Annotated in this window: 23 protein-coding genes and 1 pseudogene; 17 read left to right on the forward strand and 7 right to left on the reverse strand. The window is 69.7% G+C overall.

Going from position 1 to position 26,217, the window contains the following annotated elements:
• Nucleotides 1-122 (forward strand): annotated as a pseudogene (locus DER72_RS10210) (IS630 family transposase); the annotation flags it as partial.
• 119 nt (nucleotides 123-241) lie between these two features.
• Here DER72_RS10210 and DER72_RS10215 read toward each other — a convergent pair.
• Nucleotides 242-1,993: an ExeM/NucH family extracellular endonuclease gene (locus DER72_RS10215; protein ID WP_110069890.1), complete on the reverse strand. Its 1,752-nt coding sequence runs from the start codon at nucleotides 1,991-1,993 to the stop codon at nucleotides 242-244.
• Nucleotides 1,994-2,205: 212 nt separating this feature from the next.
• Here DER72_RS10215 and DER72_RS10220 point away from each other — a divergent pair, with 212 nt between their 5' ends.
• The 3 genes from DER72_RS10220 to DER72_RS10230 all read left to right on the forward strand — a co-directional run bounded on the left by DER72_RS10220 (nucleotide 2,206) and on the right by DER72_RS10230 (nucleotide 3,678).
• The gene (locus DER72_RS10220; RefSeq protein WP_110069891.1) at nucleotides 2,206-2,598 is read left to right on the forward strand and encodes a CrcB family protein; all 393 of its coding nucleotides are present in this window, start codon (nucleotides 2,206-2,208) and stop codon (nucleotides 2,596-2,598) included.
• On the forward strand, nucleotides 2,595-3,014 hold the full coding sequence (locus DER72_RS10225; RefSeq protein ID WP_110069892.1) for a CrcB family protein: 420 nt from the start codon (nucleotides 2,595-2,597) through the stop codon (nucleotides 3,012-3,014). The genes DER72_RS10220 and DER72_RS10225 overlap by 4 nt, the downstream gene beginning before the upstream one ends.
• A gap of 298 nt (nucleotides 3,015-3,312) precedes the next feature.
• A complete protein-coding gene (locus tag DER72_RS10230) occupies nucleotides 3,313-3,678 on the forward strand; it encodes a hypothetical protein (protein WP_219983266.1) in 366 nt (121 codons plus the stop codon).
• Nucleotides 3,679-3,770: 92 nt separating this feature from the next.
• On the opposite strand, the gene DER72_RS10235 is transcribed toward DER72_RS10230, so the two are convergent.
• From DER72_RS10235 to DER72_RS10250, 4 genes are all read right to left on the reverse strand, one after another.
• Complete coding sequence (locus DER72_RS10235) at nucleotides 3,771-4,379, reverse strand: undecaprenyl-diphosphatase (protein ID WP_110069894.1); 609 nt, start codon at nucleotides 4,377-4,379, stop codon at nucleotides 3,771-3,773.
• Nucleotides 4,380-4,530: 151 nt separating this feature from the next.
• Nucleotides 4,531-5,880 carry a magnesium transporter gene (mgtE, locus tag DER72_RS10240; protein ID WP_110069895.1) on the reverse strand — a complete coding sequence of 450 codons (1,350 nt, stop codon included), beginning with the start codon at nucleotides 5,878-5,880 and terminating at the stop codon, nucleotides 4,531-4,533.
• Nucleotides 5,881-6,272: 392 nt separating this feature from the next.
• Nucleotides 6,273-8,012 carry an isocitrate/isopropylmalate family dehydrogenase gene (locus DER72_RS10245; RefSeq protein WP_110069896.1) on the reverse strand — a complete coding sequence of 580 codons (1,740 nt, stop codon included), beginning with the start codon at nucleotides 8,010-8,012 and terminating at the stop codon, nucleotides 6,273-6,275.
• 128 nt (nucleotides 8,013-8,140) lie between these two features.
• A complete protein-coding gene (locus tag DER72_RS10250) occupies nucleotides 8,141-9,391 on the reverse strand; it encodes a threonine ammonia-lyase (RefSeq protein ID WP_110069897.1) in 1,251 nt (416 codons plus the stop codon).
• 163 nt (nucleotides 9,392-9,554) lie between these two features.
• Here DER72_RS10250 and DER72_RS10255 point away from each other — a divergent pair, with 163 nt between their 5' ends.
• Nucleotides 9,555-10,298, forward strand: coding sequence for a tellurite resistance TerB family protein (locus DER72_RS10255; protein ID WP_110069898.1), 744 nt, complete (start codon nucleotides 9,555-9,557; stop codon nucleotides 10,296-10,298).
• Nucleotides 10,298-10,771 carry a phosphatidylglycerophosphatase A gene (locus DER72_RS10260; RefSeq protein WP_110069899.1) on the forward strand — a complete coding sequence of 158 codons (474 nt, stop codon included), beginning with the start codon at nucleotides 10,298-10,300 and terminating at the stop codon, nucleotides 10,769-10,771. The genes DER72_RS10255 and DER72_RS10260 overlap by 1 nt, the downstream gene beginning before the upstream one ends.
• On the opposite strand, the gene DER72_RS10265 is transcribed toward DER72_RS10260, so the two are convergent.
• Entirely contained in the window at nucleotides 10,756-11,361 is a 606-nt protein-coding gene (locus tag DER72_RS10265; RefSeq protein WP_110069900.1) for a gamma-glutamylcyclotransferase, read from the reverse strand. The two genes, DER72_RS10260 and DER72_RS10265, sit on opposite strands and share 16 nt — an antisense overlap.
• Before the next feature lie 146 nt (nucleotides 11,362-11,507).
• Between DER72_RS10265 and DER72_RS10270 the strand changes: the two genes are divergently transcribed.
• Nucleotides 11,508-12,074 (forward strand): NnrU family protein, encoded by a 567-nt coding sequence (locus DER72_RS10270; RefSeq protein WP_110069901.1) that lies wholly within the window; start codon nucleotides 11,508-11,510, stop codon nucleotides 12,072-12,074.
• 89 nt (nucleotides 12,075-12,163) lie between these two features.
• Here DER72_RS10270 and DER72_RS10275 read toward each other — a convergent pair whose 3' ends face one another.
• On the reverse strand, nucleotides 12,164-13,084 hold the full coding sequence (locus DER72_RS10275) for a LysR family transcriptional regulator (protein WP_110069902.1): 921 nt from the start codon (nucleotides 13,082-13,084) through the stop codon (nucleotides 12,164-12,166).
• Between the two features lie 179 nt (nucleotides 13,085-13,263).
• Between DER72_RS10275 and DER72_RS10280 the strand changes: the two genes are divergently transcribed.
• The 10 genes from DER72_RS10280 to DER72_RS10325 all read left to right on the forward strand — a co-directional run bounded on the left by DER72_RS10280 (nucleotide 13,264) and on the right by DER72_RS10325 (nucleotide 26,194).
• Complete coding sequence (locus DER72_RS10280) at nucleotides 13,264-14,775, forward strand: CoA-acylating methylmalonate-semialdehyde dehydrogenase (protein ID WP_110069903.1); 1,512 nt, start codon at nucleotides 13,264-13,266, stop codon at nucleotides 14,773-14,775.
• A 236-nt stretch (nucleotides 14,776-15,011) separates the two neighbouring features.
• Complete coding sequence (locus DER72_RS10285) at nucleotides 15,012-16,661, forward strand: GMC family oxidoreductase (protein WP_110069904.1); 1,650 nt, start codon at nucleotides 15,012-15,014, stop codon at nucleotides 16,659-16,661.
• 200 nt (nucleotides 16,662-16,861) lie between these two features.
• Nucleotides 16,862-17,068 carry a cold-shock protein gene (locus tag DER72_RS10290; RefSeq protein WP_010629501.1) on the forward strand — a complete coding sequence of 69 codons (207 nt, stop codon included), beginning with the start codon at nucleotides 16,862-16,864 and terminating at the stop codon, nucleotides 17,066-17,068.
• Nucleotides 17,069-17,298: 230 nt separating this feature from the next.
• Nucleotides 17,299-19,068 (forward strand): SLC13 family permease, encoded by a 1,770-nt coding sequence (locus DER72_RS10295; RefSeq protein ID WP_110069905.1) that lies wholly within the window; start codon nucleotides 17,299-17,301, stop codon nucleotides 19,066-19,068.
• Nucleotides 19,069-19,148: 80 nt separating this feature from the next.
• The gene (locus DER72_RS10300; RefSeq protein WP_110069906.1) at nucleotides 19,149-19,817 is read left to right on the forward strand and encodes an alpha/beta hydrolase; all 669 of its coding nucleotides are present in this window, start codon (nucleotides 19,149-19,151) and stop codon (nucleotides 19,815-19,817) included.
• A 119-nt stretch (nucleotides 19,818-19,936) separates the two neighbouring features.
• Nucleotides 19,937-20,746 (forward strand): PAS domain-containing protein, encoded by an 810-nt coding sequence (locus DER72_RS16275; protein WP_110069907.1) that lies wholly within the window; start codon nucleotides 19,937-19,939, stop codon nucleotides 20,744-20,746.
• Nucleotides 20,747-20,792: 46 nt separating this feature from the next.
• Nucleotides 20,793-21,437: a hydrogenase subunit MbhD domain-containing protein gene (locus DER72_RS16175; RefSeq protein ID WP_181395650.1), complete on the forward strand. Its 645-nt coding sequence runs from the start codon at nucleotides 20,793-20,795 to the stop codon at nucleotides 21,435-21,437.
• A complete protein-coding gene (locus tag DER72_RS10315; protein ID WP_110069908.1) occupies nucleotides 21,430-22,878 on the forward strand; it encodes a complex I subunit 5 family protein in 1,449 nt (482 codons plus the stop codon). The genes DER72_RS16175 and DER72_RS10315 overlap by 8 nt, the downstream gene beginning before the upstream one ends.
• A complete protein-coding gene (locus tag DER72_RS10320; RefSeq protein ID WP_110069909.1) occupies nucleotides 22,875-24,380 on the forward strand; it encodes a complex I subunit 5 family protein in 1,506 nt (501 codons plus the stop codon). Before DER72_RS10315 ends, DER72_RS10320 begins: the two co-directional genes overlap by 4 nt.
• Complete coding sequence (locus DER72_RS10325; protein WP_258306271.1) at nucleotides 24,377-26,194, forward strand: proton-conducting transporter membrane subunit; 1,818 nt, start codon at nucleotides 24,377-24,379, stop codon at nucleotides 26,192-26,194. The genes DER72_RS10320 and DER72_RS10325 overlap by 4 nt, the downstream gene beginning before the upstream one ends.
• Nucleotides 26,195-26,217: the final 23 nt, after the last annotated feature.

Genomic DNA, 26,217 nt, shown 5'->3' on the forward strand with positions numbered 1-26,217 from the left:
GGCGGCAGATGAAGTACGCATGGCTACCGTTGAGTGCCTATCTCTCATTTGACCACCTCAGCAAGGAGGTCTGTCGCCTACTCGACGGCTACGGGTCTGAGCGCACGATAAATTTTGAATAGCCACTTACCCACGCTTTACCACCCCAGCTTCACCCTCCTGCTTGCTTGACTCTTTCCACCGTCGCAGAACCTGCCGCTTTCCCGGCAAAATGCGATGAACCGATTATTTTAGTGTCTTCTTACAACGCTTCAGGCGAGAGGTCCACCACCACCGGGTCATGGTCCGAGGAGCGGAAGGGATCGGGGCGGATGAGCTCCGCGGCGCTCTCCGGGCCGTCGTAGCCGAGGAAGGGGGGCTCGTCGGCGTTGATGGGCCAGGGGTGTACCGCCGCCACGGCCGCGGCCAGGGCGGGGCTCGCCAGGGCGTGGTCCAGGTAGCCCGACTCGCCGTGGAACACATAGGTGTAGCGTTGCTCCGGCGGCAGCTCCCTGGCGATCAGGTCGACCAGGCCGGTGTCGGTCAGGGTGCGGATCGGCTCCTCGGCACCATAGGCGTTGAGGTCGCCGACCAGCAGCAGCCGCTCGCTTCCCTCGGTAGCGAGGCGCTCGAGGAAGGCCGCCATCGCTTTCGCCTGGGCCACCCGGCGCTCGTTCCAGCAGCCTTGGCCCTGATCGATATCGCCCCGGGCGGGGCAGCCGCTCTTGGCCTTGAAGTGAGCGGTCACCACCCCGAAGGCCTCACCGCCCTCCCGGGGTTGGAAGAAGGCCGCCAGCGGCGGGCGATGGTGCACCGGGTCGTTGTCGGCATGGAGCTCGCTGATCGCCTCCACCCGGTCCGGCCGGTAGAGCAGGGCGAGCTTGATGGCATCGGAGCCGCGGTCGGCGCGGCCGCCCACCGCCCGGTAGGTCACGCCGGTGCGAAGGCTAAGCTGCTCGACCAGGTCGGCCAGCGCCCCCGGGGTGTTCTGAACCTCCACCAGCGCCAGGATATCGGCCTTCAGCCCCGCCACCGTGGCGGCGAGCTTGGCCCGCTGGCGCTCCAGCTCCTCGGCGTTGGCCGCACCGCGCTGGCCGAGGGTGGTGAAGTAGTTCTCGACGTTGAAGGCTGCCACCCGCAGGCGCTCCCCCGGCTCGTCCAGCGGCGCCGGGCGCGGGTTGGCATCCAAGAAGCGTGGCGTCTCGGTGGGGTGCAGGCGCCAGGCATCGAAGGCGTGGGTCAGCACCCCGGTCAGCCCCGCGACCCGGCTGCCCACGCGGCGGGTGCCGTCATCGTTCAGGTAGGGAATGGGGCTCGGGAAAGCGCGGTAGCTGCCGTCGTCGAGCATCAGCACGGCGCGCTCCTGCGCATCGTCCGGGGCGTTGGTGGGGCGAAAGAGGCGCTCGTTGGCGAGCCTCAGGGAGCCATAGCGCCCAAGCTCGTAGTTGCCGGTGACGGTAAGGGGCTCGGCGAAGGTGACCAGCCGCCCCTCCAGCGTTTCCAGCTCTGATTCATCGAGCGGCCAGGCCAGCGCCTCGGGCTCCGGCAGCCGGTCGCGGGCGCAGATCTCGACGCGTTCGACCCGCTGCAGCTGCACCCGGCCGCGGTACGCACCGGTGCGGGCGTGGAGCTGCACGTGCTTGCCTGGCACGAGGCGCTCGGCGTCGCGCTCGGTGGCCCCGGGCATGTAGACGAAGAGCCCCACCGGGCCCTGCTCGGTGGCCTGCTGCAGGTAGAAGCCGTTGAGGCTGTCGCGGCCCAGGAAGGCACCGGTGACCACGCCCTCGGTCACCACCGCCTGGCCTTCGGGCAGGGCCGGCGCAGCGTCGGTTCCCTTGATGGCGGCGAGGTCGGCGGTGGAGGGTTCGGGGCAGCTGGCTGGGGCCTGCGCGGCCACCAGCAGCAGGGCCAGCAGCAGATAGCGCCCGATGCGCCGGGTGCCCAGCAGGCGGGGGGCGCCGTCGGAGGCGGCACTCAGCCGTGCAAACAGGGCGAGATTTTGCCTGGGTTTCATGGGGATGATGTCGCTGCCCTGAAGATTGCCAAGTCCAAGATAGTGTCATGAAGACGAGCCGTGACTCTAGCGAGGTTTGTCGTGCACTCCAAGGACGAGCGCAGGGCAGGGGGCCTCTGGCCGGTAGGTCAAGCACTGCGCCACCCTTCGTCAGGGGGATCGGGTAGACTCGTGCTGCACGAGGACCATTGAGACGCGACCGAGGGGGGAGCATGGGGATCGGAGCATCCGGCCTGTTGCTGGTAGCACTGGGCGGCGCGCTGGGCGGCATGGGCCGCCTGGCGGTGACCAACCTGTTCAGCCACTGGCTGGGGGCGCGCTTTCCCTGGGGCACCCTGGCAGTCAATCTAAGCGGTGCGCTGGTGGCGGGCTGGTGGGCCGCACGGCTGGGGATTCCCACCACCCTGGATCTCTCCTCGGCGTGGCTGGCGCTGGTGGTGGGGCTGCTGGGCGGCTACACCACGGTCTCCTCCTTCAGCCTGCAGACCCTCACCCTCTGGCAGAGCGGCCACCCGCGCCGCGCCGTGGCCAACGTGCTGGCTACCTGCCTGGCGGGCCTCGCCCTGGCGTCGCTTGGCTGGTGGCTGGCGGGAGGTGGCGCATGAGCCGCGGATATTCCCCTCTGTTCCCCTATGCCGCGGTGGGGCTCGGCAGTGCCCTGGGCAGCCTGCTGCGCTATCTGGTCTCCATGGGGTCGCTGGCGCTCTTCGGCCCGCTCTTCCCCTGGGGGACCCTGGCGGTCAATGTTGTCGGCTCCTGGCTGATCGCCTGGCTGGCCACCCTGGGGGGGCGCTACACCCACGGCCGCGTGGCGCGCTGGCAGCCCTTCCTGGTGGCCGGCTTCTGCGGCGGCTTCACTACCTTCTCGCTGTTCAGCCTCGAGACCCTTCATCTGATCACACTCGGCCGCCCCTGGCTGGCCGTGGCCTATGTGGCTGCCAGCCTGCCGCTCTGGTTCGCCGCGGCCTGGCACGGGCAGCGGGTCGCCAGGACGATGCGCCAGGCGCGGGGGCGGCGTTGAGCATGATCAGCACCGCCACGACGGTGGCCAGCACGGCCGAGAGGCCCAAGCCGATCAGCCAGATCCTGGATCCCTTTGTCATTCACTCTCCCCGGTCGCTGGCGTCATGGGCCGCTGCATTCTGCCAAGCGTGACACCCTAGCATGATGCCATCGCCGGGTGGACGGGAACCGGGGTATCGCTTCTGCGCGTCAGTCGCTATGGGCCGGACGGAAGCCACTTCAGGTGGCCATCGAGACGGGGTAGGCTGTAGGCCGACAGGATGAGTCGAGAGGTGTACGGCGTGAGCCAGGGAGTGGTGACCTATCAGGTGAGAGAGGAGGCGCTGGCGCGGCCCGAGGAGGTTCGGCTGGGGTCGAGTTCGCCGTCGTTCCTGCGGCCGCTGCTGGGCCGGGCACATCGGCGGCGGAGCCTGCTGGCGAGCGGGGTGAACTGGGAGCGCATCCTGTTCATCGAGGTCGACGGCGAGGTGGCCGGCTATCTCCAGTTCTATCTGGGTGGCGAGGGCCCGCATCGTCTCGGCCATGAGGACCTGCGGCCGCTGACCGGGCCGGCGCGGGTGAGTTCGCCAAGCTCCTTCACGCTGACCAGGATGTCGATCATCACCTCTCGACCCTGGTCATCGAAGGCCATGATGGTGCGTTCGTGTTCGCTCATGGAGTGACTCCGGGGGCTGATGGGGCTGCCTCCAGTATCGGCGCTTGAGCCGGGAGTGGCGAGTGCCGGAATGCCGCGGGACGGACAGGGTGGCAGCGCTCAGCGCTCGACCCAGCCTCGGCTGATCAATGGCGCGAACAGCAGGTGATAGAGCCGCCTCGCCACGTGGTGATAGAAGGGCAGGATCAGCCAGCTGCGACTGACGCCGACCAGCGCGGCCACGCCGGCGGCCAGCAGCAGGGCGCCCAGCATGTCCTGGGGGAAGTGCACGCCGAGAAAGACCCGCGCCCAGGCGACCGGCACGGCCAGCAGCAGCAGGTAGCGGCCGATGCGACGGGTGCCGGCATGCAGCAGCAGGCTGAAGCCCATGGTCAGCATGATGGTGGCATGGTTGCTGGGGAAAGCGGGCGTCGCCGCATGCTCGAGGAAGGTCTGCCCCACCGGCATCATGAAGGGGCGCGGCGTGGGCCACCAGTACCCGATCAGCCAGCTCGCGGCCAGGGCGAGCAGGGTGGCGATGAACGCCTCGAGCAGCGGACGCTTCAGGCGGTCGCTGCCGCGCAGCCAGCCGATGACCAGCAGGGCCGGCACCAGCCAGATCAGATAGACCGCGGCGAGCTCGGCCAGCAGCAGCAGGCGAGGATCGCTGTCCGGTGCGGCATTCAGCTGGGCGAACAGGGCGAGATTGAGCGTCTTTTCCGTGAGCATGAGGTGTCGGGGCGTCGTCCTTGAGGGGTGGCACAGGTCCGCACCGGCGGGTGATCCGGTGCGCGGCCTTTCTGCAGTGTGTGACAGGAGTATGACGATGCGCCCGGGCGGGGACAATGGGGCGACCATGAGGTCGCCCCTTGCCCGGGCGTCAGGCGGGCAGGCCGAGTACCGCGGTGGCGATGGCGAAGTAGATCAGCACGCCCACGGCGTCGGCGATGGAGGTCACCAGCGGCGCGGAGGCGGTGGCCGGGTCCCAGCCCAGGCGATTGAGCAGGAAGGGCAGGATCATGCCGATCAGGCTGCCCATGATCACGATCAGCACCATGCTCATCGCGACCACCATGGCGATCTCGGTGCCGGCGCGGAAGATCCCCACCACCGAGACGGCGAGTGCCATGGTCAGGCCCAGGGCGATGGCCACGCTGACCTCGCGGCCGAGCAGTCGCGCCCAGTCCCGAGTGTGCACATCGCCGGTGGCCATGCCGCGCACCATCAGGGTCGCCGCCTGGGAGCCGGCGTTGCCGCCGCTGTCCACCAGCAGGGGCAGGAAGAAGACCAGGGCGATATAGGCCTCGATGGTCTCCTCGAAGTAGGCGATGCCGGCGCCGGAGAAGATGTTGGCGAACACCAGCAGCACCAGCCAGACGATGCGCTTGCGGTAGAGGTCGAAGAGGCTGGCGCTGCGCAGGCCGCCCTGCAGCTTGCCCACCGAAACGCTCTTGTGCATGTCCTCGGTGGCCTCCTCCTCGGCCACGTCCATGGCGTCGTCATAGGTCACGATGCCCACCAGGCGCTCGCCGCCGTTGGTCACCGGCAGGGCCATCAGGTCGTAGCGCGAGATCAGCCTGGCCACCTCTTCCTGAGGGGTGTCCACCTTGGCGACCACCAGCTCCTCGACCATCAGGCTGGCCAGGGTAGCGTGGGGATTGGCCAGGATCATCTCGCGCAGCGACAGGGTGCCGGTCAGGCGGCCTTCGTCGTCGACACAGTAGATCTGGTAGATGGTCTCGGCGTTGGGGCCGGTGCGGCGCACCTTCTCCAGGGCGGTGGCCACGTCCATCTCGGCCGGCACGGCCACGTACTCGGAGGTCATCAGGGCTCCGGCGGTGCCTTCCTCGTAGCTGGCCAGCTTGCGGATGTCCTCGCGCTCGGCGTGGGCCAGGCGGCGCAGCAGCCCCTGCTGGCGGGCCTCGTCGAGCAGCTTGAAGAGGTCGGCACGCTCGTCGGCGCTCATGTGGTGCAGCAGCTCGGCGAGGGTGGCGTCGTCCATCTCGGCGGCAAGCGCGCTCTGGGTCTCCTCCTCCAGGTAGCCGAAGGCGCTGGCGCGTTCGTCCAGGGGCAGGTAGTCCAGCAGGGAGAGGGTGGTGTCCTCCTGCTCGTGCTGGATGAACTCGGCGAGGTCGGCCAGCTGCATCTCGGCGACCAGATGGCGGATGGCAGCGGTGTCCTGCTGCTCGATGGCGCTGCGCAGGTCGGCAGCGAGCTCGATGTAGCTCATGGTGTGGCTCCTTGGCGCGCGTCAGGCGGGCGCGCAAGAACCGGGGCCTAGGGGGTAGGCGCGGGCGGGCTCCGGCGCACCACGACGTTTGACGCGGCGCGGTCAATCAAGTTGTCGGTCGTGTCGTAGCGACTCGGAGGTTCCATTGATTCCTCAAGGGGGTTTCGCTGCCATGCAGCAGCGCCGGCATATTAGCCGCGAGTCAGATGAGGGTCAATTAAGATCGATTGGCAATTGCCTTGAGCGGCCAGGTGCGCTCATGCGGGGTCGATGGTCAGCGGCAGGCGCTTCTGGCACACGAGTTGAAGCCAAGAACGCAATCGGTTTGCAGCAGATACCGAAGCGCCCGCCATGCAGGGCATGGCGGGCGCTCGGAAAGGCCGCTTGGCGGGTTACGCCGTCAGCCGGCTGGCCACGGCGTCGAGGAAGCCGTTCATGTCGACCAGGGTCTCGCTGGCCGGGTCGCGGGTCTTGCCCTTGAGGTCGCCGGTGATGATGCCGGCATCCACGGTGTCGATCAGCGCCGCCTTGAGGGCATGGGCGTAGTCGATCAGGGCGTTGTTCTCGTCGCGCTCGCCCAGGGTCTCCAGGGCGTTGGCCACGGCGAAGAGCAGGGCGGAGGAGTTGAAGTGCGCCTCCCGGCCGTCGGTCTCCAGGTACTTCAGGTAGAGGTCGTGGGCGGTGCCGTGGGGCGCCTCGAACAGCATGGTGCCGTCCTTGCTCTCGATGATCGAGCTGGCGGTGGCCAGGCTGCCGCCCAGGGCGGCGGAGATGTCGGAGAAGATGTCGCCGTCCAGGTTCTGCGCCGGGTAGAGGGCGTTGCGGGGCGGGTCGGTGATCATCTTGATGAGCTGGCTGGAGGGCCGCATGATCATGAACGACGGCGGTGGGGTGCCGGTCTCGGCGAGCTCGCGACGCACGTCGGTGATCGCCGTGCTGAACACCTCGTCGTACTCCATGTACTCGCGCTTGAGGCCGAAGTAGACCTCCTTGCCCTTGCGCGAGGCGTCGCGGAAGACCTGCAGGACCCAGTCCTTGATCGCCGCCTGGTCGTTGGACATCAGCAGGATGGCGTCGCCCTTCCTGACCCGGCGCGCGTGCTTCTCCTCGCCGTCGACGATCACCTTGAGGATGCCGTCTTCCGAAGCGGGGGCGTTGAAGCTGCCGTACTGGTCGCCGCCGCCGGCGCTCATGCGCGAGATGGAGACCTGGGCCTTGCGGTCGGGAATGCCGAAGCGCTTGAGCTCCTCCACCAGCTTGTAGAGCTTGCGGCCGGTGGTGTTGTCCGGCACCCCCCACAGGGCGCGCTCCGGCGGATTGGCCACCAGGCGGGCGGCCTGGGCGTCGATCAGTTCGTAGTGATAGGAGAGCCCCAGCGCTTCGACCTGCTCGCGGTAGTCGCGATCAAAGATCTCCTCGATGGCGGCCCGCATCACGCCGTCGTAGCCGGCGATGACGGTATCCTTGAGGCCCAGGTAGATGTCGCGTTTCTCGCCGATGGCGCGCTGGAAGAAGCGGTGGGCCCAGGCCTTCACGTCTTCCACATCGTTGGTGGCCAGCAGCCAGGGGTCGCCCTTGTTGACCTCGCGGCGGTGCAGTTCGACCGGGTCGCCGCTGGCTCCCACGAACATCAGCTTGACCACGCCGGTGGCCCGGGAGAGCTCGTTGAAGCTGTCCTTGATGCCGCCGGTCTCCATGGTGTCGACCTCGATGTCGCGGCCGATCCATTCGGGGCGCGAGAACTTGAGGTTGCGAAACTCGATGTCCTCGCGGGTGATGTTGCCGCCGATGCCCTTGCGGATGGCGCCGTTGGGCGATCTGGTGGCCAGCGGGTGGAGCTTGGTGCCGTCGATCTCGGGGTGCTTGGCGAGCAGCTCGCCGAGCTGGGTGCGGTTGACCGTCATGCCGGCGTTCTTGATCCCCACGCCGTGTTCCCTGAGCGCCTCGACCGCATCGACAATCACCTGACCGTTGGTGACCAGGCGATTCTCGGCCGAGAGGTCGATCTCCACCAGCGGCATCTCCAGCCGGGAGGTCACGAAGGTGTCGAGGATTCTCTCGAAGGCCACCTGGGCCATCTCGTCGCCGTGCAGGATGACGAGGGGGGCGTCGACGCGGATCTTTTTGCTCATCACGGTTCCCTGTTTGTAGTGTTCGATCGATGAGGATCGTCACGATGTGCGGTGAGCCACAGGGTACGCCTGGCATGGCCAGGGCGCTACGCGCAGAAAGCAGTAGGGCATAGGGGCGCGCCGCTGCGCTAACCCTCGGCGCGGGCGGACCAGCGCTCGTCGGGATGCACCTCGTTGGCGGGCAGCACCGGGTCGTAGCCCTCGGCGCGCAGCGCCTCGATCACCTCCCGGGTGTGCTCGCTGCCCAGGGTCTCGAGCGTCGCCTCCACCTCGGTGGCGCGCAGCGAGAGGTCGGTGAAGGTGCGCTGGTGGGCGATCTGGATCACGTTGGCGCGCTGGTCGGCCAAGAGCCGGGTGAGCTCCGCCAGTGCCCCCGGCACATCGGGGATCGCCACGCGCACCCGCACGATGCGCCCGGTGCGCACCAGGCCACGCTGGATCACCGAGGAGAGCGCCAGCATGTCGATGTTGCCGCCGCACAGGATCAGCCCCACCTTGCGGCCTCGGTAGCGCTCCGGCTCGGCCAGCACGGCGGCCAGCCCTGCGGCGCCGGCGCCCTCGGCCACGCTCTTCTCGATCTCCAGCAGCAGCAGGATGGCGCGCTCGATCTCGGCCTCGTCCACCAGGCGGATATCGCTGACCAGCTCGCGGACGATGGGCAGGGTCAGCCGTCCCGGCTGCTTGACGGCGATGCCCTCGGCCAGGGTGGCCAGGCCGCAGTGGATCGGCTCTCCGGCCAGCGCCTGCTTCATGGCCGGGAAGCGCGACGTCTGCACGCCGATCACCTCGATGGCGGGGTTGAGCGCCTTGGCGGCCACCGCGTTGCCGCCGATCAGCCCGCCGCCGCCGATGGGGATCACCAGGCACTCCAGGTCGGGCACCTCGTCGAGCATCTCCAGGGCGATGGTCCCCTGCCCGGCGATGATCCGTTCGTCGTCGTAGGGGTGCACGAAGACCAGGTCGCGCTCCTCGGCCAGGCGCCGGGCATAGTCGCCGGCCTCGGCGACCCCGTTGCCCTCCAGGTGTACCTCGGCGCCGAAGCTGCGGGTATTGCGCACCTTGAGGTTGGGCGTGTGGCGCGGCATGACGATGGTGGCGTGAATCCCCAGACGGGAGGCGTGGTAGGCCACCGCCTGGGCGTGGTTGCCGGCGGACATCGCGATCACCCCGCGGGCACGCTCCGCGTCGCTGAGGCTCAGCAGGTGGTTCAGCGCCCCGCGCTCCTTGAAGGCGGCGGTGAACTGGTGGTTCTCGAACTTGATGTAGAGCTCGCAGCCGGTGAGCTGGGAGAGGGTGTGCGAGTGCAGGCAGGGGGTGCGCTCCACGCTGCCCCGGATGCGGGCGGCGGCCTGTCGGACGTCGTCGAGGGTCACGGTCATGGTGGGCGGCTCCGGGTTGGCTGAGCCCCCCATGATGCGTCGCCGTGAGACGCTTGTCGAAGCCGTCGCCGACCCCGCGAGGGAAACGCTTACCGAACCCCGGCGGCTGGGATAGAGTCCATCCAGGCACCCCTTCCAGGGTGATACTGACGAGGAGCATGCGATGAATGCCAGCAGGATACTGGAACAGCTGATGCAGCAGGCCGGTGGCCAGTCGGGCCGTCAGGGCGGCAGCGGGAGCCAGGGCGGTTCGGGCCTGGATATCAAGGGCATGCTGGATGGGCTCTCGCGCCAGCTGGGCGGTGGCGGCGAGGGGGGCGCAGCCGGGCAGGGCGGTGGCTCGGGGCTGGACGTCAAGAGCCTGCTGGGCGGCGGCGCCCTGGGGCTGCTGGTCGGCTCCAAGCGTGGCCGCAAGCTGGGCGGCAAGGCGCTCAAGTACGGCGCCATCGCCGGAGTGGGCGCGCTGGCCTGGAAGGCCTGGCAGAACTCGCGCGGGCCGGGCGGCGAGTCGCCCGCCGAGGGCGAGCCGGTGGAGCGCCTGGGCGGTGAGGCCCGCGAGCGGCGCAGCCTGGAGCTGCTGCAGGCGATGATCATGGCGGCCCGTGCCGATGGCCATATCGACGACCAGGAGCGAGCCCTGATCACCCAGCAGATCGATGCCCTGGGCGCGGACCAGGAGCTGCACGCCTGGGTGGAGCGCCAGCTGGCGGCACCGCTGGACGCCGAGGCCCTGGCTCGCCAGGTCGACTCGCCCCAGGCGGCCCGCGAGATGTACCTGATCAGCGTGGCGGTGGTCGACGAGCAGAATGCCATGGAGCGCGCCTGGCTCGACCAGCTCGGCCAGGCCCTGGCGCTGCCGGGCGAGGTCACCGCGGCGCTGGAGCACCAGGCGCGCGAGGCCGGCTGATGGACGCGGCACTGATGACCCTGGCCACCGGCTTCGGCCTGGGGTTCTCGCCCTGGGCCTCGGGCACGGTGGGCTCACTGCTCGGCCTGCCGCTGGCCTGGTGGCTGCTGGGGCGCACCCGCCGCGTGCAGGCGGGCGTTACCCTGGCGCTGCTGCTGGCGGCGGTGCCGGTCTGCCACCTGGCCGAGCAGGCGCTTGCCGCCAAGGATGACGGGCGCATCGTGCTCGACGAGATCGTCGCCTTCCCGGTGGCGGTACTGGGCCAGGCAGGGGCGCGAGCGCCCTGGGCGATGGCCTCCGCCTTCGTGGTCTATCGGGTTTTCGACAGCATCAAGCCGCCACCGGTGACTCTGGCCGAGGCGGTGCCCGGGGGTGCCGGCATCGTGCTCGATGACGTCGTGGCCGCCGCCATGACCTGGCTGGTGATGGCGGGCGGCCTCGCGCTGTGGCGGCGGCGTCAGGCGTCGCCTTGAGTCGTCGGCGGGAAGCGCACGTCGAAGCCGCGGGCGTCGCGCAGGCGCCTCGCTAGAGCGAAGACGTGGGGGTCCTCCACCTCCAGCTCATGCAGCGCCTCGGCGAGGTTGAGCAGGTAGTCGCGGTTGGGGCCGCTGGGGCCGTGGGCACGGGCGATCTGAGCGGCGATGGCGTCGAGCGGGGCGTCGCCGAGGAAGGCGGCATTCTCCTCGGTGGCGAGATAGATCAGCCCCTCGGCGCTGTCGCCATCGGTGAAGTGCAGCGGGACGACCTCGCGCAGGTAGCCGTTCTTCTCGCGCACATCCAGGGGGGCGAGCACCTCCGGGGTGATGCGGTAGGCCATGCCGTGGCACACCGCGCCCGGGTCGCGCACCAGGGTGGCGACGCGGCCAGGCGCCTCCGGGGTGCCGCGATGGTCGTGGGAGCCCTGCCAGAAACGCCGCGACCAGCCGTGGATGAACGCGGGGCGCCGCTCCAGGTAGGCGAAGTCGACCTTCCAGATCAGCGAGCCGTAGCCGAACAGCCAGATCTCGGCGTGGCCGTCGAAGTGGGTCATCTGGCGGTTGAGGGCGGTGGTGTCCAGGGCCATGGTGGTCGTGCAGCCGGTGGTGGAGAAGGAAGCCCCCATGATGCGTCGGAAGGCGGCGAAAGTCTAAGGGGGGAAGGGGCGCGACGCGGTCATGTGGGTGCGGTAGTCTGGCGGCCTGTTCACTTTCTGCTGATGGAGTCTCTGCCATGACCGTGATGATACTCGGCCTCTTGATCTTTCTGGGGGTTCACTCGGTGCGCATCGTCGCCGACGACTGGCGCAGCGCCCGGATCGCCCAGATGGGCGAGCTGCCCTGGAAGGCCGCCTACTCGGTGGTCTCGATCGTCGGCCTGGCGCTGGCGATCTGGGGCTATGGCCAGATGCGCCTGTCGCCCACCTGGGTGTGGTTTCCGCCGGTGGGGCTGCGCCACGCCGTGTCGCTGCTGATGATTCCCGCCTTCATCCTGCTGGTGGCGGCCTATGTGCCGGGCAACCACCTCAAGGCGAAGCTGGGCCACCCGATGATCATCGCGGTGAAGCTGTGGGCTTTCTCCCACCTGCTGGCCAACGGCCGGCTCGGCGACATCGTTTTCTTCGGCGCCTTCCTGCTCTGGGCGGTGTTCGACTTCCGCTCTGCCCGCCGTCGCCCCGCACCGCCGGCTCAGGCGGCGAGCGCGGCGCGGACGGCCATCACCGTGGTGGCGGGCCTGGTCGCCTACTATCTGTTCGCCTTCCATCTGCATGTCTGGGTCACCGGCGTGCCGGTGATGTGAGCGCCTCGGCTCACCTCGCGGTGAGCCGAGGGAGGCCAGCGGCACCCCAGTATCCCGCCCACATACATGGTTCATGCCCTTGACCGCGGTCAAGTGACGGTTTGGCTCAGGGGCTCCCCCCAGACGCGCTCCAGCACCGCCAGGGCCTCACTGATCACCGCCTCCTCGCCGCGGTCGCGCCGCCAGATGAAGCAGAGCGCGCAGGGCAGGCGGATCCCCTCGGCCACGGCGAGGCCGCGCTCCTGACGCTCGGTCATGGCCAGGGCGTCCCGGGCGAGGCTCAGGCCCACCCCGGCGCGCACCAGGTCGAGCATGCAGGCCTCCTGATCCACCTGGGCGACGCCATTGGGGGCGAGGCCCAGCGGGTCGAGCACGCCGTGCAGCAGGCGGTGGTGGACGGAGTCTTGCGGGGTGACGATCCACGGCAGCCGGGCGAGCCGCTCCCAGTCGGCAACGGCCAGGCGGCTGCCCCAGCCGGCCGGGGCGATCACGTGGTAGTGGAATTGGGTGAGCTCGCGGTGGACGATCTCCGCGGAGCCCTCGCCGGGGCCCTCACCCGGCGGGGCGAGATAGAAGCCCACGTCGAGTTCGCCGCGGCGGACCCGCTCCAGCACGCTGCCGCTCATGCCATGGGAGAGCTCGGTCTCGAGCTGTGGGGAGCGCTCCACCAGGCGGTGCAGGAAGGCGCCCAGGCGGATGAACTCGGGGTCGACGATGGTGCCGATCTTCAGCCGGCCGCGCAGGGTGCTGTGCAGGGCACGGGCGCTCTGGTCGAAGGCGGACACCGCGGCCAGCGCCTTCTCGGCGGCGGGTAGCAGCGCCTGGCCATCCTCGGTGAGCGTGAGCCCCTTGGGCCGTCGCCGGAACAGGGTGAGGCCCAGTCCCGCCTGGAACTGCTTGAGCTTGAGGCTCACCGCCGGCTGGGTCAGGTTCAGCCGCTCGGCAGCGCGGGAGACGCTGCCCTCCCGGGCCACGCTGACGAAGGCGCGCAGGGCCTGGAGATCCTGCATGGAAGCCTCCTCGGTATCCGGTGTGATATCAGCTGAACTTATACGCTGGTTTTGAATTACTCAATTGATCCTGGCGGTGATCGCGCTAGTCTGGGCAGTCACAGACGTGCGCCTGCCCTGACGAGGCCGACGAAAGGCGCGCTCCCGAGGCACATAGAGCGATAACAGACGAGGCCACCATGAGCACAGCGACCATCCTGCATTATATCAATGGGCAAATGAACGCCGGTGAGTCCGGCCAGAGCAAGGAGGTCTTCAACCCGGCCACCGGCCAGGTGACCGGCCGAGTGGCCCTGGCCTCCCGCGCCGATGTGGACACCGCCGTGGCCGCCGCCGCGGCGGCCTTCCCGGCCTGGGCCGATACCCCGCCGATCCGCCGCGCCCGGGTGATGTTCAAGTTTCTGGAGCTGCTCAACGCCCACAAGGATGAACTCGCGGAGGCGATCACCCGGGAGCATGGCAAGGTCTTCACCGACGCCCAGGGCGAGGTGGCCCGTGGCATCGATATCGTCGAGTTCGCCTGCGGTATTCCGCAGCTGCTCAAGGGCGACTACACCGAGCAGGTGAGCACCGGCATCGACAACTGGACGGTGCGCCAGCCGCTCGGCGTGGTGGCCGGCATCACCCCCTTCAACTTCCCGGCCATGGTGCCGATGTGGATGTTCCCGGTGGCCATCGCCGCCGGCAACAGCTTCATCCTCAAGCCGAGCCCGCTGGATCCCAGCGCCTCGCTGCTGATCGCCGACCTGCTCAAGCAGGCCGGGCTGCCGGACGGCGTCTTCAACGTGGTGCAGGGCGACAAGGAGAGCGTCGAGGCGCTGATCGACCACCCCGAGGTGCGCGCGCTCTCCTTCGTCGGCTCCACGCCCATCGCCAACCTGATCTACGAGCGTGGCGCCCGCCATGGCAAGCGCGTGCAGGCCCTGGGCGGAGCCAAGAACCATATGGTGGTGATGCCCGATGCCGACCTCGACAAGGCGGTGGATGCCCTGGTCGGCGCCGCCTACGGCTCCGCCGGCGAGCGCTGCATGGCGATCAGCGTGGCGGTGCTGGTGGGCGACGTGGCCGACCAGGTGGTGCCGCGCCTGGCCGAGCGGGCGCGCGCCCTCAAGGTCAAGGACGGCATGCAGCTCGACGCCGAGATGGGGCCCATCGTCACCCGCCAGGCCCACGAGCGCATCACCGGCTACATCGCCAAGGGCGTGGAGGAGGGCGCTGAGCTGGTGGTCGACGGCCGCGACTTCGATGCCTCCACTACCGGCGAGGGCTGCGAGCAGGGTTTCTGGATGGGCGGCACCCTGTTCGATCATGTCACCCCGGAGATGACCATCTACCGGGAGGAGATCTTCGGTCCGGTGCTGGCCTGCGTTCGGGTCCCCGACATCGCCACCGCCATCCAGCTGATCAACGACCACGAGTTCGGCAACGGCGTGAGCTGCTTCACCGAGAGCGGCAGCGTGGCCCGTGAGTTCGGCCGTCGCATCCAGGTGGGCATGGTGGGCATCAACGTGCCGATCCCGGTGCCCATGGCCTGGCACGGCTTCGGCGGCTGGAAGCGCTCGCTGTTCGGCGACACCCACGCCTACGGCGAGGAGGGGGTGCGCTTCTACACCAAGCAGAAGTCGATCATGCAGCGCTGGTCCGACTCCATCCGCGGCGGCGCCGAGTTCGCCATGCCGACGCATAAATAAGGTTTTTCGCAGGCTGGCGTGAAACTGCCCTGTGGGAGCCCGGGTCCCCCGGGCGAATGGCGCCGTAGGCGCCCCGGCGGTGTTGGTGAGGTTGGCATCTTCCGCCAGGAGTCCTTCGGCCTCCATTCGCCGGGCAAAGCCCAGCTCCCACAAGAAGTTCTCAGCCTCAACCAAGGCTCATGCCAGTTTGCGAAATAAGCAGCACGAGCCACCATTTGCCGCAGTGAGATCACGCCATGGCTGACCAGGAATTCGACTATATCGTGGTGGGGGCCGGCACTGCCGGCTGCCTGCTGGCCAACCGCCTGAGCGCCGACCCGGCCAACCGGGTGCTGCTGATCGAGGCGGGCGGCCGCGACAACTACCACTGGATCCATATCCCGGTGGGCTATCTCTACTGCATCGACAACCCCCGCACCGACTGGCGCTTTCGTACCGAGCCCGACCCGGGGCTCAACGGCCGCTCGCTGATCTACCCGCGAGGCAAGACTCTGGGCGGCTGCTCGAGCATCAACGGCATGCTCTATATCCGCGGCCAGGCGTGCGACTACGACGGCTGGGCCGAGCTCACCGGCGATGACGCCTGGCGCTGGGAGAACTGCCTGGCGGACTTCATGAAGCACGAGGACCATCACCGCCTGGATGCCGGGGGCGACGCCGACGCCGCCCATCGTGACTTCCACGGCCACGGCGGTGAGTGGCGGGTCGAGAAGCAGCGCCTCAGCTGGCAGGTGCTCGATGACTTCGCCACCGCGGCGGTGGAGGCGGGCATCCCCCGCACCCGGGACTTCAATCGTGGCGACAACGAAGGGGTCGACTACTTCGAGGTCAACCAGCGCAAGGGGTGGCGCTGGAATACCTCTAAGGCCTTCCTGCGCGGCGTCGAGACCCGCGGCAACCTGACCCTCTGGCACTCCAGTCAGGTGCTGGGGCTCGAGCTCCAGAGTGGAGAGAGCGGCGAGCCGCGCTGCCGCGGCGTGCGCGTCGAGCGCAACGGCGCCGAGGTCGTGGCCCGCGCGGCCCGCGAGGTGATCCTCGCCGCCGGAGCGATCGGCTCGCCCCAGCTGCTGCAGCTCTCGGGCATCGGCCCGGCGGCGCTGCTCGCCGAGCACGACATCCCGGTGGTGGTAGACCTGCCCGGGGTGGGGGAGAACCTGCAGGACCACCTGCAGATCCGTTCGGTCTATCGCGTCACGGGGGCGAAGACCCTCAATACCATGGCCAACTCCCTGGTGGGCAAGGCGAAGATCGGCCTGGAGTATGTCCTCAAGCGCACCGGGCCCATGAGCATGGCGCCGTCGCAGCTGTGCGCCTTCACCCGCAGCTCCGAGGCCTATGAGCATCCCAATATCGAGTACCACGTCCAGCCGCTGAGCCTGCCGGCCTTCGGGCAGCCCCTGCACGACTTCCCGGCGATCACGGCGAGCGTGTGCAACCTCAACCCCACCAGCCGCGGCACGGTGCGCATCCGAAGCCGCGACCCGCGCCAGGCGCCGGCCATCGCGCCCAACTACCTGAGCACGCCGGAGGATCGCAAGGTGGCGGCGGATTCGCTGCGGGTCACCCGGCGCATCGCCGCCCAGCCCGCCTTCGCGAAGTACCAGCCGGAGGAGGTGAAACCCGGCGTCGAGTTCCAGAGCGACGAGGACCTGGTGCGGCTCGCCGGGGATATCGGCACCACTATCTTCCATCCGGTGGGCACCACCAAGATGGGGCGCGACGACGATCCCATGGCGGTGGTCGACCCGCACCTGCGGGTGCGCGGTGTGGCGGGGCTGCGCGTGGTGGATGCCGGGGTGATGCCCACCATCACCAGCGGCAATACCAACTCGCCGACGCTGATGATCGCCGAGAAGGCCGCGGCCTGGATCCTGGCCGGGGAGTAACTTTCTCGTCATCGAAGGCAAATAGTGTTTGACCTGCGCCCGAGAAGGGCGCAAGCTGTGCGCAGTTGGTTAGCAAGTCGAACATCGCAAGTGGTTATCGAAGGCTCATGGCATCGATTTCCCGGTGAAAAGTTTCTTGTTCTACCCACTGCAACTCGGGTATTTCCCGGAAAATCAAACGCTATTAGAGGAATTCGATAATGGCTACCGGTACTGTCAAGTGGTTCAACGACACCAAGGGCTTCGGCTTCATCTCTCCGGACGACAACGGTGACGACCTGTTCGCTCACTTCTCCGAGATCCAGGCTGACGGCTTCAAGACCCTGCAAGACGGCCAGAAGGTTTCCTTCGACGTCACCCAGGGCAAGAAAGGCCTCCAGGCTTCCAACATCAAGGTCATCGGCTAATCGCCAGCTGACACTGATGTGACTCCTTCGGGAGTCGAGAAAGGGCCCGCCACGTGCGGGCCCTTTCGCGTGTGCGCCAGTTGGCCGAGAGGGGGCGCCGGGGTGCCAGCTCAGGCAGGAAGGTAGGATCGATATGGCTATTTGTGGAATAAGGGAGTTTCTACAAAGAATTTTTTAGAATAATCGGCGAGCGGCAGAATAGGGGCACTCTCGTTGACCGGATGCCTGCCATGCCCCTGGATGCCTGGATCTCCCTCGCCGTCGTGATCGTCGTCTTTCCGCTGATGGCCTTCTCGCGGCTGGGGCCGGATATCGTCCTGCTGGGCGCGGTGATCCTGCTGCTGACGCTCGGCATCCTCGAACCGTCCCAGGCGCTGGGCGGCTTCGCCAGCACCGGCCTGTTCACCGTGGCCTTCATGTATGTGCTGGTCACCGCCATCCGCCAGACCGGCGGCATCGACCTGATCATTCGCCATGTGCTCGGCCGGCCGCGCCGCGAGAGCGGGGCGCTGCTGCGCTTGCTGCTGTCGGTGGCCTTCCTGAGCGGCTTCCTCAACAACACCCCGGTGGTGGCCACCTACATTCCCGCGGTGCTGAGCTGGAGTCGCCGAGTGTGTGTGCCGGCCCACCGCCTGCTGATGCCGCTCAGCTTCGCCTCTATCCTCGGCGGCACCATCACCCTGTTCGGCACCAGTACCAACCTGGTGGTGCATGGCCTGCTGGTGGACCGTTCACCCGAGCTTGCCATGGGGCTCTTCGATCTCGCCTGGGTGGGCGTGCCGGTGGCGGTGGTCGGCCTCGCCTACCTGATCCTGCTGGGGCCGCGGCTGCTGCCGGCGCGGCGCGGCGCCGCGGCGGCCTTCGAGAACCCCCGTGAATTCACCATCGAGATGGAGGTCGACCCGGAGGGCCCTCTGGTCAATCGCACGGTGGAGGAGGCGGGGCTGCGCCACCTCCAGGAGCTGTTCCTGGTGGAGATCGAGCGCGACGGCAACGTGGTCAGCGTGGTGGGGCCCGGTGAGCGGCTCAAGGGCGGCGACCGGCTGGTGTTCGCCGGCACCAGCGAGGCGGCGGTGGAGCTGCAGCAGGTGCGCGGCCTGATGCCGTCGCGCCACGGTGAGTCGAGCCTGGAGAAGGACTTCAAGGAGCGGCGCCTGGTCGAGGCGGTGGTCTCCAGCCAGTGCCAGTTCGTCGGTCAGCGCATCCGCGACGGCCACTTCCGCACCCTCTACGGTGCCGCCGTGCTGGCGGTGTGCCGCGGCGGCGAGCGGGTCGCCGGCAACCTCGGCCAGGTACGCCTGCAGCCCGCCGACGTGCTGCTGCTGGAGGCGCGCCCGCCCTTCATCGAGCGCCATCGCCAGTCGCGGGACTTCCTGCTGATCAGCCAGCTCAACGGGGCGGCACGCCCCGTTCACGAGAAGGCCTGGCTGGCCTGGAGCATCCTGGCCGGCGTGGTGGCCCTGGCCAGCCTCGGGGTGATGAGCATGATGAATGCGGCCATGCTGGGGGCGGCGCTGGTGCTGCTGACCGGCTGCTGCTCGGTGGGGGCCGCCAAGCGCGGGCTGGATACCCAGGTGCTGCTGACCATCGCCGCCTCCTTCGGCCTGGGCGCGGCGCTGGAGAGCTCCGGGGCCGCGGCGGCTCTTGCCGGAGGGGCCCTGGCGCTGGCGGATGGCAACCCACTGCTGCTGCTGGTCGGGACCTACCTGCTGGTGGCGCTGCTGACCGAGCTGGTCACCAACAACGCCGCCGCGGTGATCACCTTCCCGGTGGTGATGGCCAGCGCCGAGAGCCTGGGGGTGAACCCGATGCCCTTCGTGGTGGCGGTGATGTTCGCCGCCTCGGCGAGCTTCCTCACGCCTATCGGCTACCAGACCAACCTGATGGTGCACGGGCCCGGAGGCTACCGCTTCGGCGACTTCCTGCGGGTGGGCGGGCTGCTCAACCTGATCACCGCCGCGGTGGCCCTGACGCTGATTCCGCTTATCTGGCCCTTCTGACGGACCCGGCGTCTCGCCGCCGCCATGGCTTTGCGGTAGGGTGTCGGGTCTGATTTCCCCGACCAATGGAAGCCCTCCCCATGAGCCAACCCGGTGAGCTGATCATCGAGCCGAAGGGCGGCAAGCCCGCCGATGCCTGTGTCTTCATCCTGCACGGCCTGGGGGCCGACGGCAGCGACTTCGAGCCGCTGGTGCCGGCCCTCTCGCTGCCGGCCGACGCCAGCGTGCGCTTCATCCTGCCCCATGCGCCGCGCCTGCCGGTGACCATCAACGGCGGCATGGTGATGCCGGCCTGGTACGACATCCTCGAGATGAACCTGGGGCGGCGCGTCGACGAGCGCCAGCTAAAGGCCTCCGCCGAGCGCATCCAGGGCCTGGTGCGCGAGCAGATCGGCCACGGCATCGACAGCCGTCGGATCATCCTGGCCGGCTTCTCCCAGGGCGGGGCGGTGGCCTACCAGGCGGCGCTCTCCTTCGAGCAGCCGCTGGGCGGCCTGCTGGCGCTCTCCACCTACTTCGCCACCGCGGAGAGCATCGCCCTGGCCGAGGCCAACCGCGAACTGCCCGTCGAGGTGCACCACGGCAGCTTCGACCCGGTGGTGCCCGAGGCGCTCGGCCGCGCGGGCTTCGAGCGGGTCAAGTCGCTGGGCTATCCGGCCCACTATCGCCAGTACCCCATGGCCCATGCGGTCTGCCCCCAGCAGGTCGCTGATATCGGCCACTGGCTGAGCCAGCGCCTGGCCCGCTGAGCCCTGGCCGAGCGCCATCGGCCATGCGTACAGGTGCCAGGCCACGCATTTTGGGCTAGGGTGGAGGGTGGACGCGGAGAGGTCCCTTCACTTGACGCAGGGAGTGTCGTGGCTTGGGCATGGAGATAGTCAGGCGGACATGGCAGCGCTGGCGGGCCGGAGGCGAGCAGAGCGCCCCCGGTCTCGATGCGCTGCTGCTCGCGCACTATCCCGGGGCGGTCATGCTGCTCGACGAGCAGGGCGTGGTGCTGCGCGTCAATCCCGACTTCGAGCGCCATGCCGGCTACCCTCCCGACCAGCTCCTCGGTCGTCGGGCGGTGACGCTGGATGCCGACCCCCTGCATGGCGGTTTCGCCCTCGCTCTCGATCACTGCTTCACCACGCGGCAGGCATGGCGTGGCGTGCTCCTCTGCCGGCGAGCCGATGGTGCCCTGCGCCACCAGACCACCATGATCCAGCCCTTGGAGGAGCGCCCGGGTGGCCCGCTGCGGCTGCTGGTGATCCAGTATGACGTCACCGGCATGCGCGAGCGGGAACTCCACGATCGGCAGCTGCTGGCGCGGCTCGAGGGCACCGTCTCGCACCTACCCGGGGCGGTGTTCCGCCTGCGCCAGGATGCGGCCGGCCATCTGGAGCTGCTCTATGCCAGCGAAGGACTGGTAGCGCTGATCGGGCAGACGCCCGAGCGGGTGATGGTCGATATCGAGCGCCTGCGCCGGGCGGTGGAGGAGATCGTCCTGGAGGTCGAGGGGGCGACCATCCGCTTCACGGTCAGCCTGGGCCTGGCGATCCTGCTCCCCAACGGCAGCCTGGAGGGCGCCCTGGGCGATGCCGACCGGGCCCTCTACCGGGCCAAGCACGAGGGGCGCAACCGGATCTGCGGGTCCGGCGGCGCCTCGCCGCTTCCCCGCGACGCTGATCCAGCGTGAGGGGGCGCCCTGGCATTCACCCCGCGAAGTGGTCAGGATCTTCGTCATGATATCGACTGCCCTGATTCTCCTGGCGCTGCTCTGCCTGCTGGACCGGCAGCTGGCCCGCGCCTGCCTGGCCTTCATCGCCTTCGCCCTGGTGATGGCGCTCGCCTGGTGGCGGCTGGGGGCTCCCTGGCTGGCCGCTGCCGAGGCGCTGCTGGGCGCGCTGCTGTCCGGCGCTGCCCTCTTCCATGCGCTGGGTTGCGCCGGCGACGTGCCACGCCTGCCCCAGCGGGACACCACGCCGCGCTCCGGCCTCCGGGCGGCAGTGCGTTGGCTCGCCGTCCTGGCCTGGCTCCTGCTTGTCGGCCTGGCGCTGGTGGGACTGCTCGCCAGCGAGCGGCTCTCCCTGCGCGGGACCGCCATGCCGGCCCTGGTGCCGACGGGGCTCGGGGTGATGGCGCTGGGGCTGTGGGCCTTCGCCCACCATCGCCACCTGCTGCGCCGGCTGCTGGCCTTCAACGTGCTCGGCTCCGGCGTCTTCCTGCTGCTGGCGGGGCTCGCGGGCACTGCTCCCGAGGTGCAGGGGCTGATCCTGGTGGGGCTGACGGTGGCGCTGGTCGGCTCGGTGCTGGGCGCTCTGCTGCTGCGCCGCCTGCATGCCCTGGAGGGCAGCGTGATCCTCGAGCCCGAGGCCGCCCATGAGTGAAGCCGCAAGCCTGCTGCTGTGGCTGACGCTGGCGGCGCCGCTGCCACTGGGCCTGCTGGCCCTCTGGAAACCGCCGTGCCAGATGCGCACGGTGGTGCTGGCCACCGGGGCGCTGCCGCTGGCGACGCTGTGGCTGCTGCCCAGAGCGGGGGAGGGCGCGCTGCACGGCAGCCTGGCGCTGGGTGGGCTCTCGCTGCACTGGCGGCTGGATGCCCTGGCGGCGCTGCTCCTGCTGCTGACCCAACTGGTGCTGCTGGCCAGCGCCGCCTACGGCGTGGGTCACCGCCGCGCGGCGCTGGCCGCCGACGCGCCCCATGCGCGCTTCTGGCCGCTGCTGGGCGGCCTGGCGTTCGCCCTGGGGGTGATCTGGGTGGCCGCCGACCTGCTGCTGCTCTATGCCGGCCTGGAGCTGATGGGGCTGTGTGCAGTGGGCATGATGCTGCTGCCCGGCAAGGCCGAGGCGATCCGCGCCGGCCTGCGCTACCTGCTCTACGCCCTGGTGGGATCGCTGGCCTGGCTGCTGGGGGTGGCGCTGCTGCTGGGTGCCTGGGGCACCCTGGAGCTGAGCGGCCTGGCCGCGGTGGCCGAGCCCGATGCCACCACCCGCATCGCCATGGCGCTGCTGGCCGGCGGCCTGCTGCTCAAGGCGGCGATCTTCCCGCTGCACGGCTGGCTGGCCCCGGTGCATGCCAGCGCCTGGACCCCGGTCAGCGCCGTGCATGGCGCCCTGGTGGTCAAGGCCTCCTTCTTCATCCTGATCACCCTGTGGCGGCGGCTGCTGCCGGAGGCCGAGGGGGCGGCCTGGGCGCTGGGCCTGCTGGGGGCGGCGGCGGTGCTGTGGGGCGGGCTCAAGGCGTGGCGGGCCGACTCCCTCAAGCAGGTGGTGGCCTGGTCCACGGTGGGTCAGCTCGGCTACCTGATGCTGGCCTTTCCGCTGCTGGCCGGCGCCGCCGCCTCGGTGGCGTCGCTGGCCTGGCAGGCCACCTGGCTGCAGCTGGCCGGCCACGCCCTGGCCAAGGCGGCGATGTTCATGGCCGCCGGCAACCTTCTGTTCTCCACCGGTGCCAGCCGCCTGGTCGACCTGGCCGGCACCAGCCGCCGGCTGCCGCTGTCGCTGATGACCTTCGGGGTGGCCGCGGTGACCCTGATGGGGCTGCCGCCCAGCGCCGGCTTCACCGCCAAGTGGCTGCTGCTGCAGGCCTCGCTGGAGTCGGGCCAGTGGCCCTGGGCGGTGGTGCTGGTGCTCGGCACCCTGCTGACCGCCGCCTATGTGTTCCGGGTACTGCGCTGCTCCTTCGTGGAGGAGGCGCCGCGCCATGAGTTCCACCCCCTGCCGCGGGGCACCGACCTCACGCCGCTGCTGCTAGCCCTGGCAGCGGTGGGGCTCGGCCTGGTGGCGGAGTGGCCGCTGTCGCTGCTGCGCCAGGGAGGGGTGCCATGAGCGGGGCCTTCTTCCCGGTCGCCACCCTGGCCACGTCGCTCGCGGCGGCGGCGATCATCTTCCTGCTGCCGGAGGGTGCCTTCCGCGCCCGGACCGGGCTCAACCTGGCCGCCGCCGTGCTCAAGATCGGCCTGGTGGCCTGGATGGTGCGTGGCCTCAGCCAGGGGCATGCCTACGCTGTGGAGTTCCCGGTGCTGGAGGGGCTCGCCTTCGTGCTGCGCGCCGACCCCCTGGGCATCATGTTCGCCGGGCTCTCCTCGCTGCTGTGGCTGTTCACCACCATCTATGCTATCGGCTACCTGGAGGGCTCGCCCAACCGGCGGCGCTTCTTCGGTTTCTTCAGCCTCTGCGTGGCCAGCACCCTGGGCATCAGCCTGGCCGGCAACCTCTTCACCTTCCTGATCTTCTACGAGCTGCTGACCCTCTCCACCTACCCGCTGGTGGCTCATCGCGGCACCCCCAAGGCGCTGGCCGCGGCCACCCTCTACCTGCGCTTCACCCTGACCGCGGGGCTGGTGCTGATGATCGGCATGGTGGCGCTGCACGCCCTGGCCGGCGATATCCGCTTCGGCCAGCGGGAGATCCTCGCCGAGTTCGGCCCCGAGCAGCGCGGCGTGCTGATCGCCATCTTCTGGGTGCTGATCGCCGGCTTCGGGGTCAAGGCGGGCCTGGTGCCGCTGCACGGCTGGCTGCCCCGGGCCATGGTGGCGCCGGCGCCGGTCAGCGCCCTGCTGCACGCGGTGGCGGTGGTCAAGGCCGGCGCCTTTGGCATCGTGCGCTTGGTCTATGACGTCTATGGCGCCGAGCTCAGCCACGCCCTGGGGCTGCTCACCGGGCTCGCCGTCATCGCCACCGTCACCATCCTCTATGGCTCCGTGCGCGCCCTGGCCCAGGTGGAGCTCAAGCCGCGGCTGGCCTTCTCCACGGTGAGCCAGGTGAGCTACATCGTGCTCGGGATCGGGCTGTTCGGGCCCCTGGGCACCATCGCTGCGCTCTCCCACCTGCTGCACCAGGGGCTGATGAAGATCACGCTGTTCTTCTGCGCCGGCAACTATGCCGAGGAGCTCGGTATCCACCGCATCGATGAGCTCGATGGCGCGGGACGACGCATGCCGCTGACCAGCCTGGCCTTTACCGTCGGCGCCCTGGGGATGATCGGCCTGCCGCCGCTGGTGGGCTTTCTCAGCAAGTGGTACCTGGGCACCGGGGCGGTGGAGGCCGGGATGTCCTGGGTGATCGCCGTGCTGGTGGCCAGCAGCCTGCTCAACGCGGCCTACTTCCTGCCGATCCTCTACCGGCTGTGGTTCCGGCCCGGCCCGGCCCATGGCGTGGGGGCCTGGCCCGAGGAGCGCCACCTGGGCCGCCTCGAGACGAATGCCTGGCTGCTGCTGCCGGTCATCGCCACGGCGCTGTTCAGCGTGATGGCGGGACTCTTCGCCGGGCTGCCCTACAGCCCGCTGGAGTGGGCGACCCGGGTGGCCAGTCTGGAGTACCTGCCATGAGCCAGGAGATCTTCGCCGTGCTGATGATCGCCGCGCTGCTCTGGCCGCTGCTGCTGGGGTTGCGCCAGCCGCTGATGGCGGCCCTGGCCGGGCGCGACGAGGTGCGTTTCCCGCTCGACCCGCTGTGGGCCACGGCGCCGCTGCCGGCGCTGGCCCTGGCGCTGCTGGGCGGCGACGGTGAGCTGTCGATGGCAGCCTGGCTGCTGGGCGGGGTCTGGGTGCTGGACGAGCCGCGTCGCGTGCTGCTGGCGTTCACGGCGCTGCTGTGGCTGCTCGCCGGCTGGTATGCCCGCGGCTATCTGGCCGGGGACGGCGAGCGGGCCACCGCCGGGGACGGCGCGGCGGCCACGCGCCTTGCCCGCTTCGCCGTGCTCTGGCCGCTGACCCTCTCCGGCAACCTGCTGCTGCTGGTGGCCGAGGACATCGCCAGCTTCTACCTGGGCTTCGCGGTGATGACCTTCGCCGCCTACGGCCTGGTGATCCACTCCGGCACCCGGGATGCCCTGACCGGCGGGCGCGCCTACCTGATCATGGCGGTGCTCGGCGAGGGGCTGATCCTGGGCGGCCTGCTGTGGGGCGCCGGCAGCCTGGGAGTGCTGACCCTGGGCGAGCTGCGCGAGGGGCTCGCCACGCTGGAGCAGGGCGCCTGGATCGGCGTGCTGCTGTGGCTCGGTTTCGGGGTCAAGGCCGGCGTGGCGGGCCTGCACCTGTGGCTGCCCCTGGCCCACCCGGTGGCGCCGACGCCGGCCAGCGCCGTACTCAGCGGGGCCATGGTCAAGGCCGGGGTGGTGGGCTGGATGGCGACCCTGCCGCTGGGCGAAACCGCCACCGCGGAGGGCATCGCCTGGCTGGGCCGCGCCATGCTGGCGGTGGGCCTGGTGGGGGCTATCGGCGCTGCCCTGGTGGGCGTCTGCCAGCGCCACCCCAAGGCGGTGCTGGCCTACTCCAGCGTCAGCCAGCTCGGCATGCTGGCCGCCCTGGTGGGGGCGGGGCTCACCGCCCCCGCGCTGTGGCCGGCGCTGGTCCCTGCCGTGGTGCTCTTCGCTGCCCACCACGGGCTCACCAAGGGGGCGCTGTTCCTGGGCGTGGGCATCGCCGAGCATCCGCCGCGGCTGCCGTCCTGGGCGCTGACGCTGCTGCTGGCCGCCCCGGCGCTCTCCCTGGCCGGCGTGCTGGGTTCCGGGCTTGCCACCAAATGGGCCTTCAAGGAGGCGCTCTACGACGGTGGCTACGCGGGCCTGGTGACCTGGCTCTCCCTGGCGGCGGTGGGCACCACGGCGCTGATGGCGCGCACCCTGTGGTGCCAGTGGCCGGGCGAACGGCAGGCTCGGCGGGACCGGCTGATGTCGCTGGCCGCTCCCATGCCGCTGGCCTGGCTGCTGCTGCTGGCAAGCGCCCTGGCCCTGCCGCTGTGGCTGCCGGCGCTGGGCATGGCGCCGGCCTGGCCGCCGGCGGCAGAGCTCGTGGGCCTCGGATGGCCGGCCCTGCTGGGGCTTGCGCTGTCGCTGCTGGTGGGGTGGCTGGTACATCGTGGGGTGCTGCGGGCGGCCTGGCGGCGCCCGCCCCCGGGGGATCTCTGGTGGCCGCTGGCCCATGGCCTCGGCCGGCTGTGGACGGCCACCCGGCCCTCTCTCGAGCGGCTGGCCGCGGCAAAGGCGGCTTGGGTGGCCTGGTGGGTGGGCCTGGAGCGGTCGGGCACCGCGGCGCTGGAAGCGTTGGGCGAGGGGGAGGCGTGGCTGCGTCGCCACGCCGCGCTGCTGATGGTGGTCGTCGCCGTGGGGCTCGCCCTGGTGCTGCTGTTCAGCGCCGCCTGAGGCCGGTAGGGGCCTCAGGCGGG

It is taken from the genome of Halomonas sp. A11-A (assembly GCF_003182195.1).
GTDB lineage: Bacteria > Pseudomonadota > Gammaproteobacteria > Pseudomonadales > Halomonadaceae > Halomonas > Halomonas alkalicola.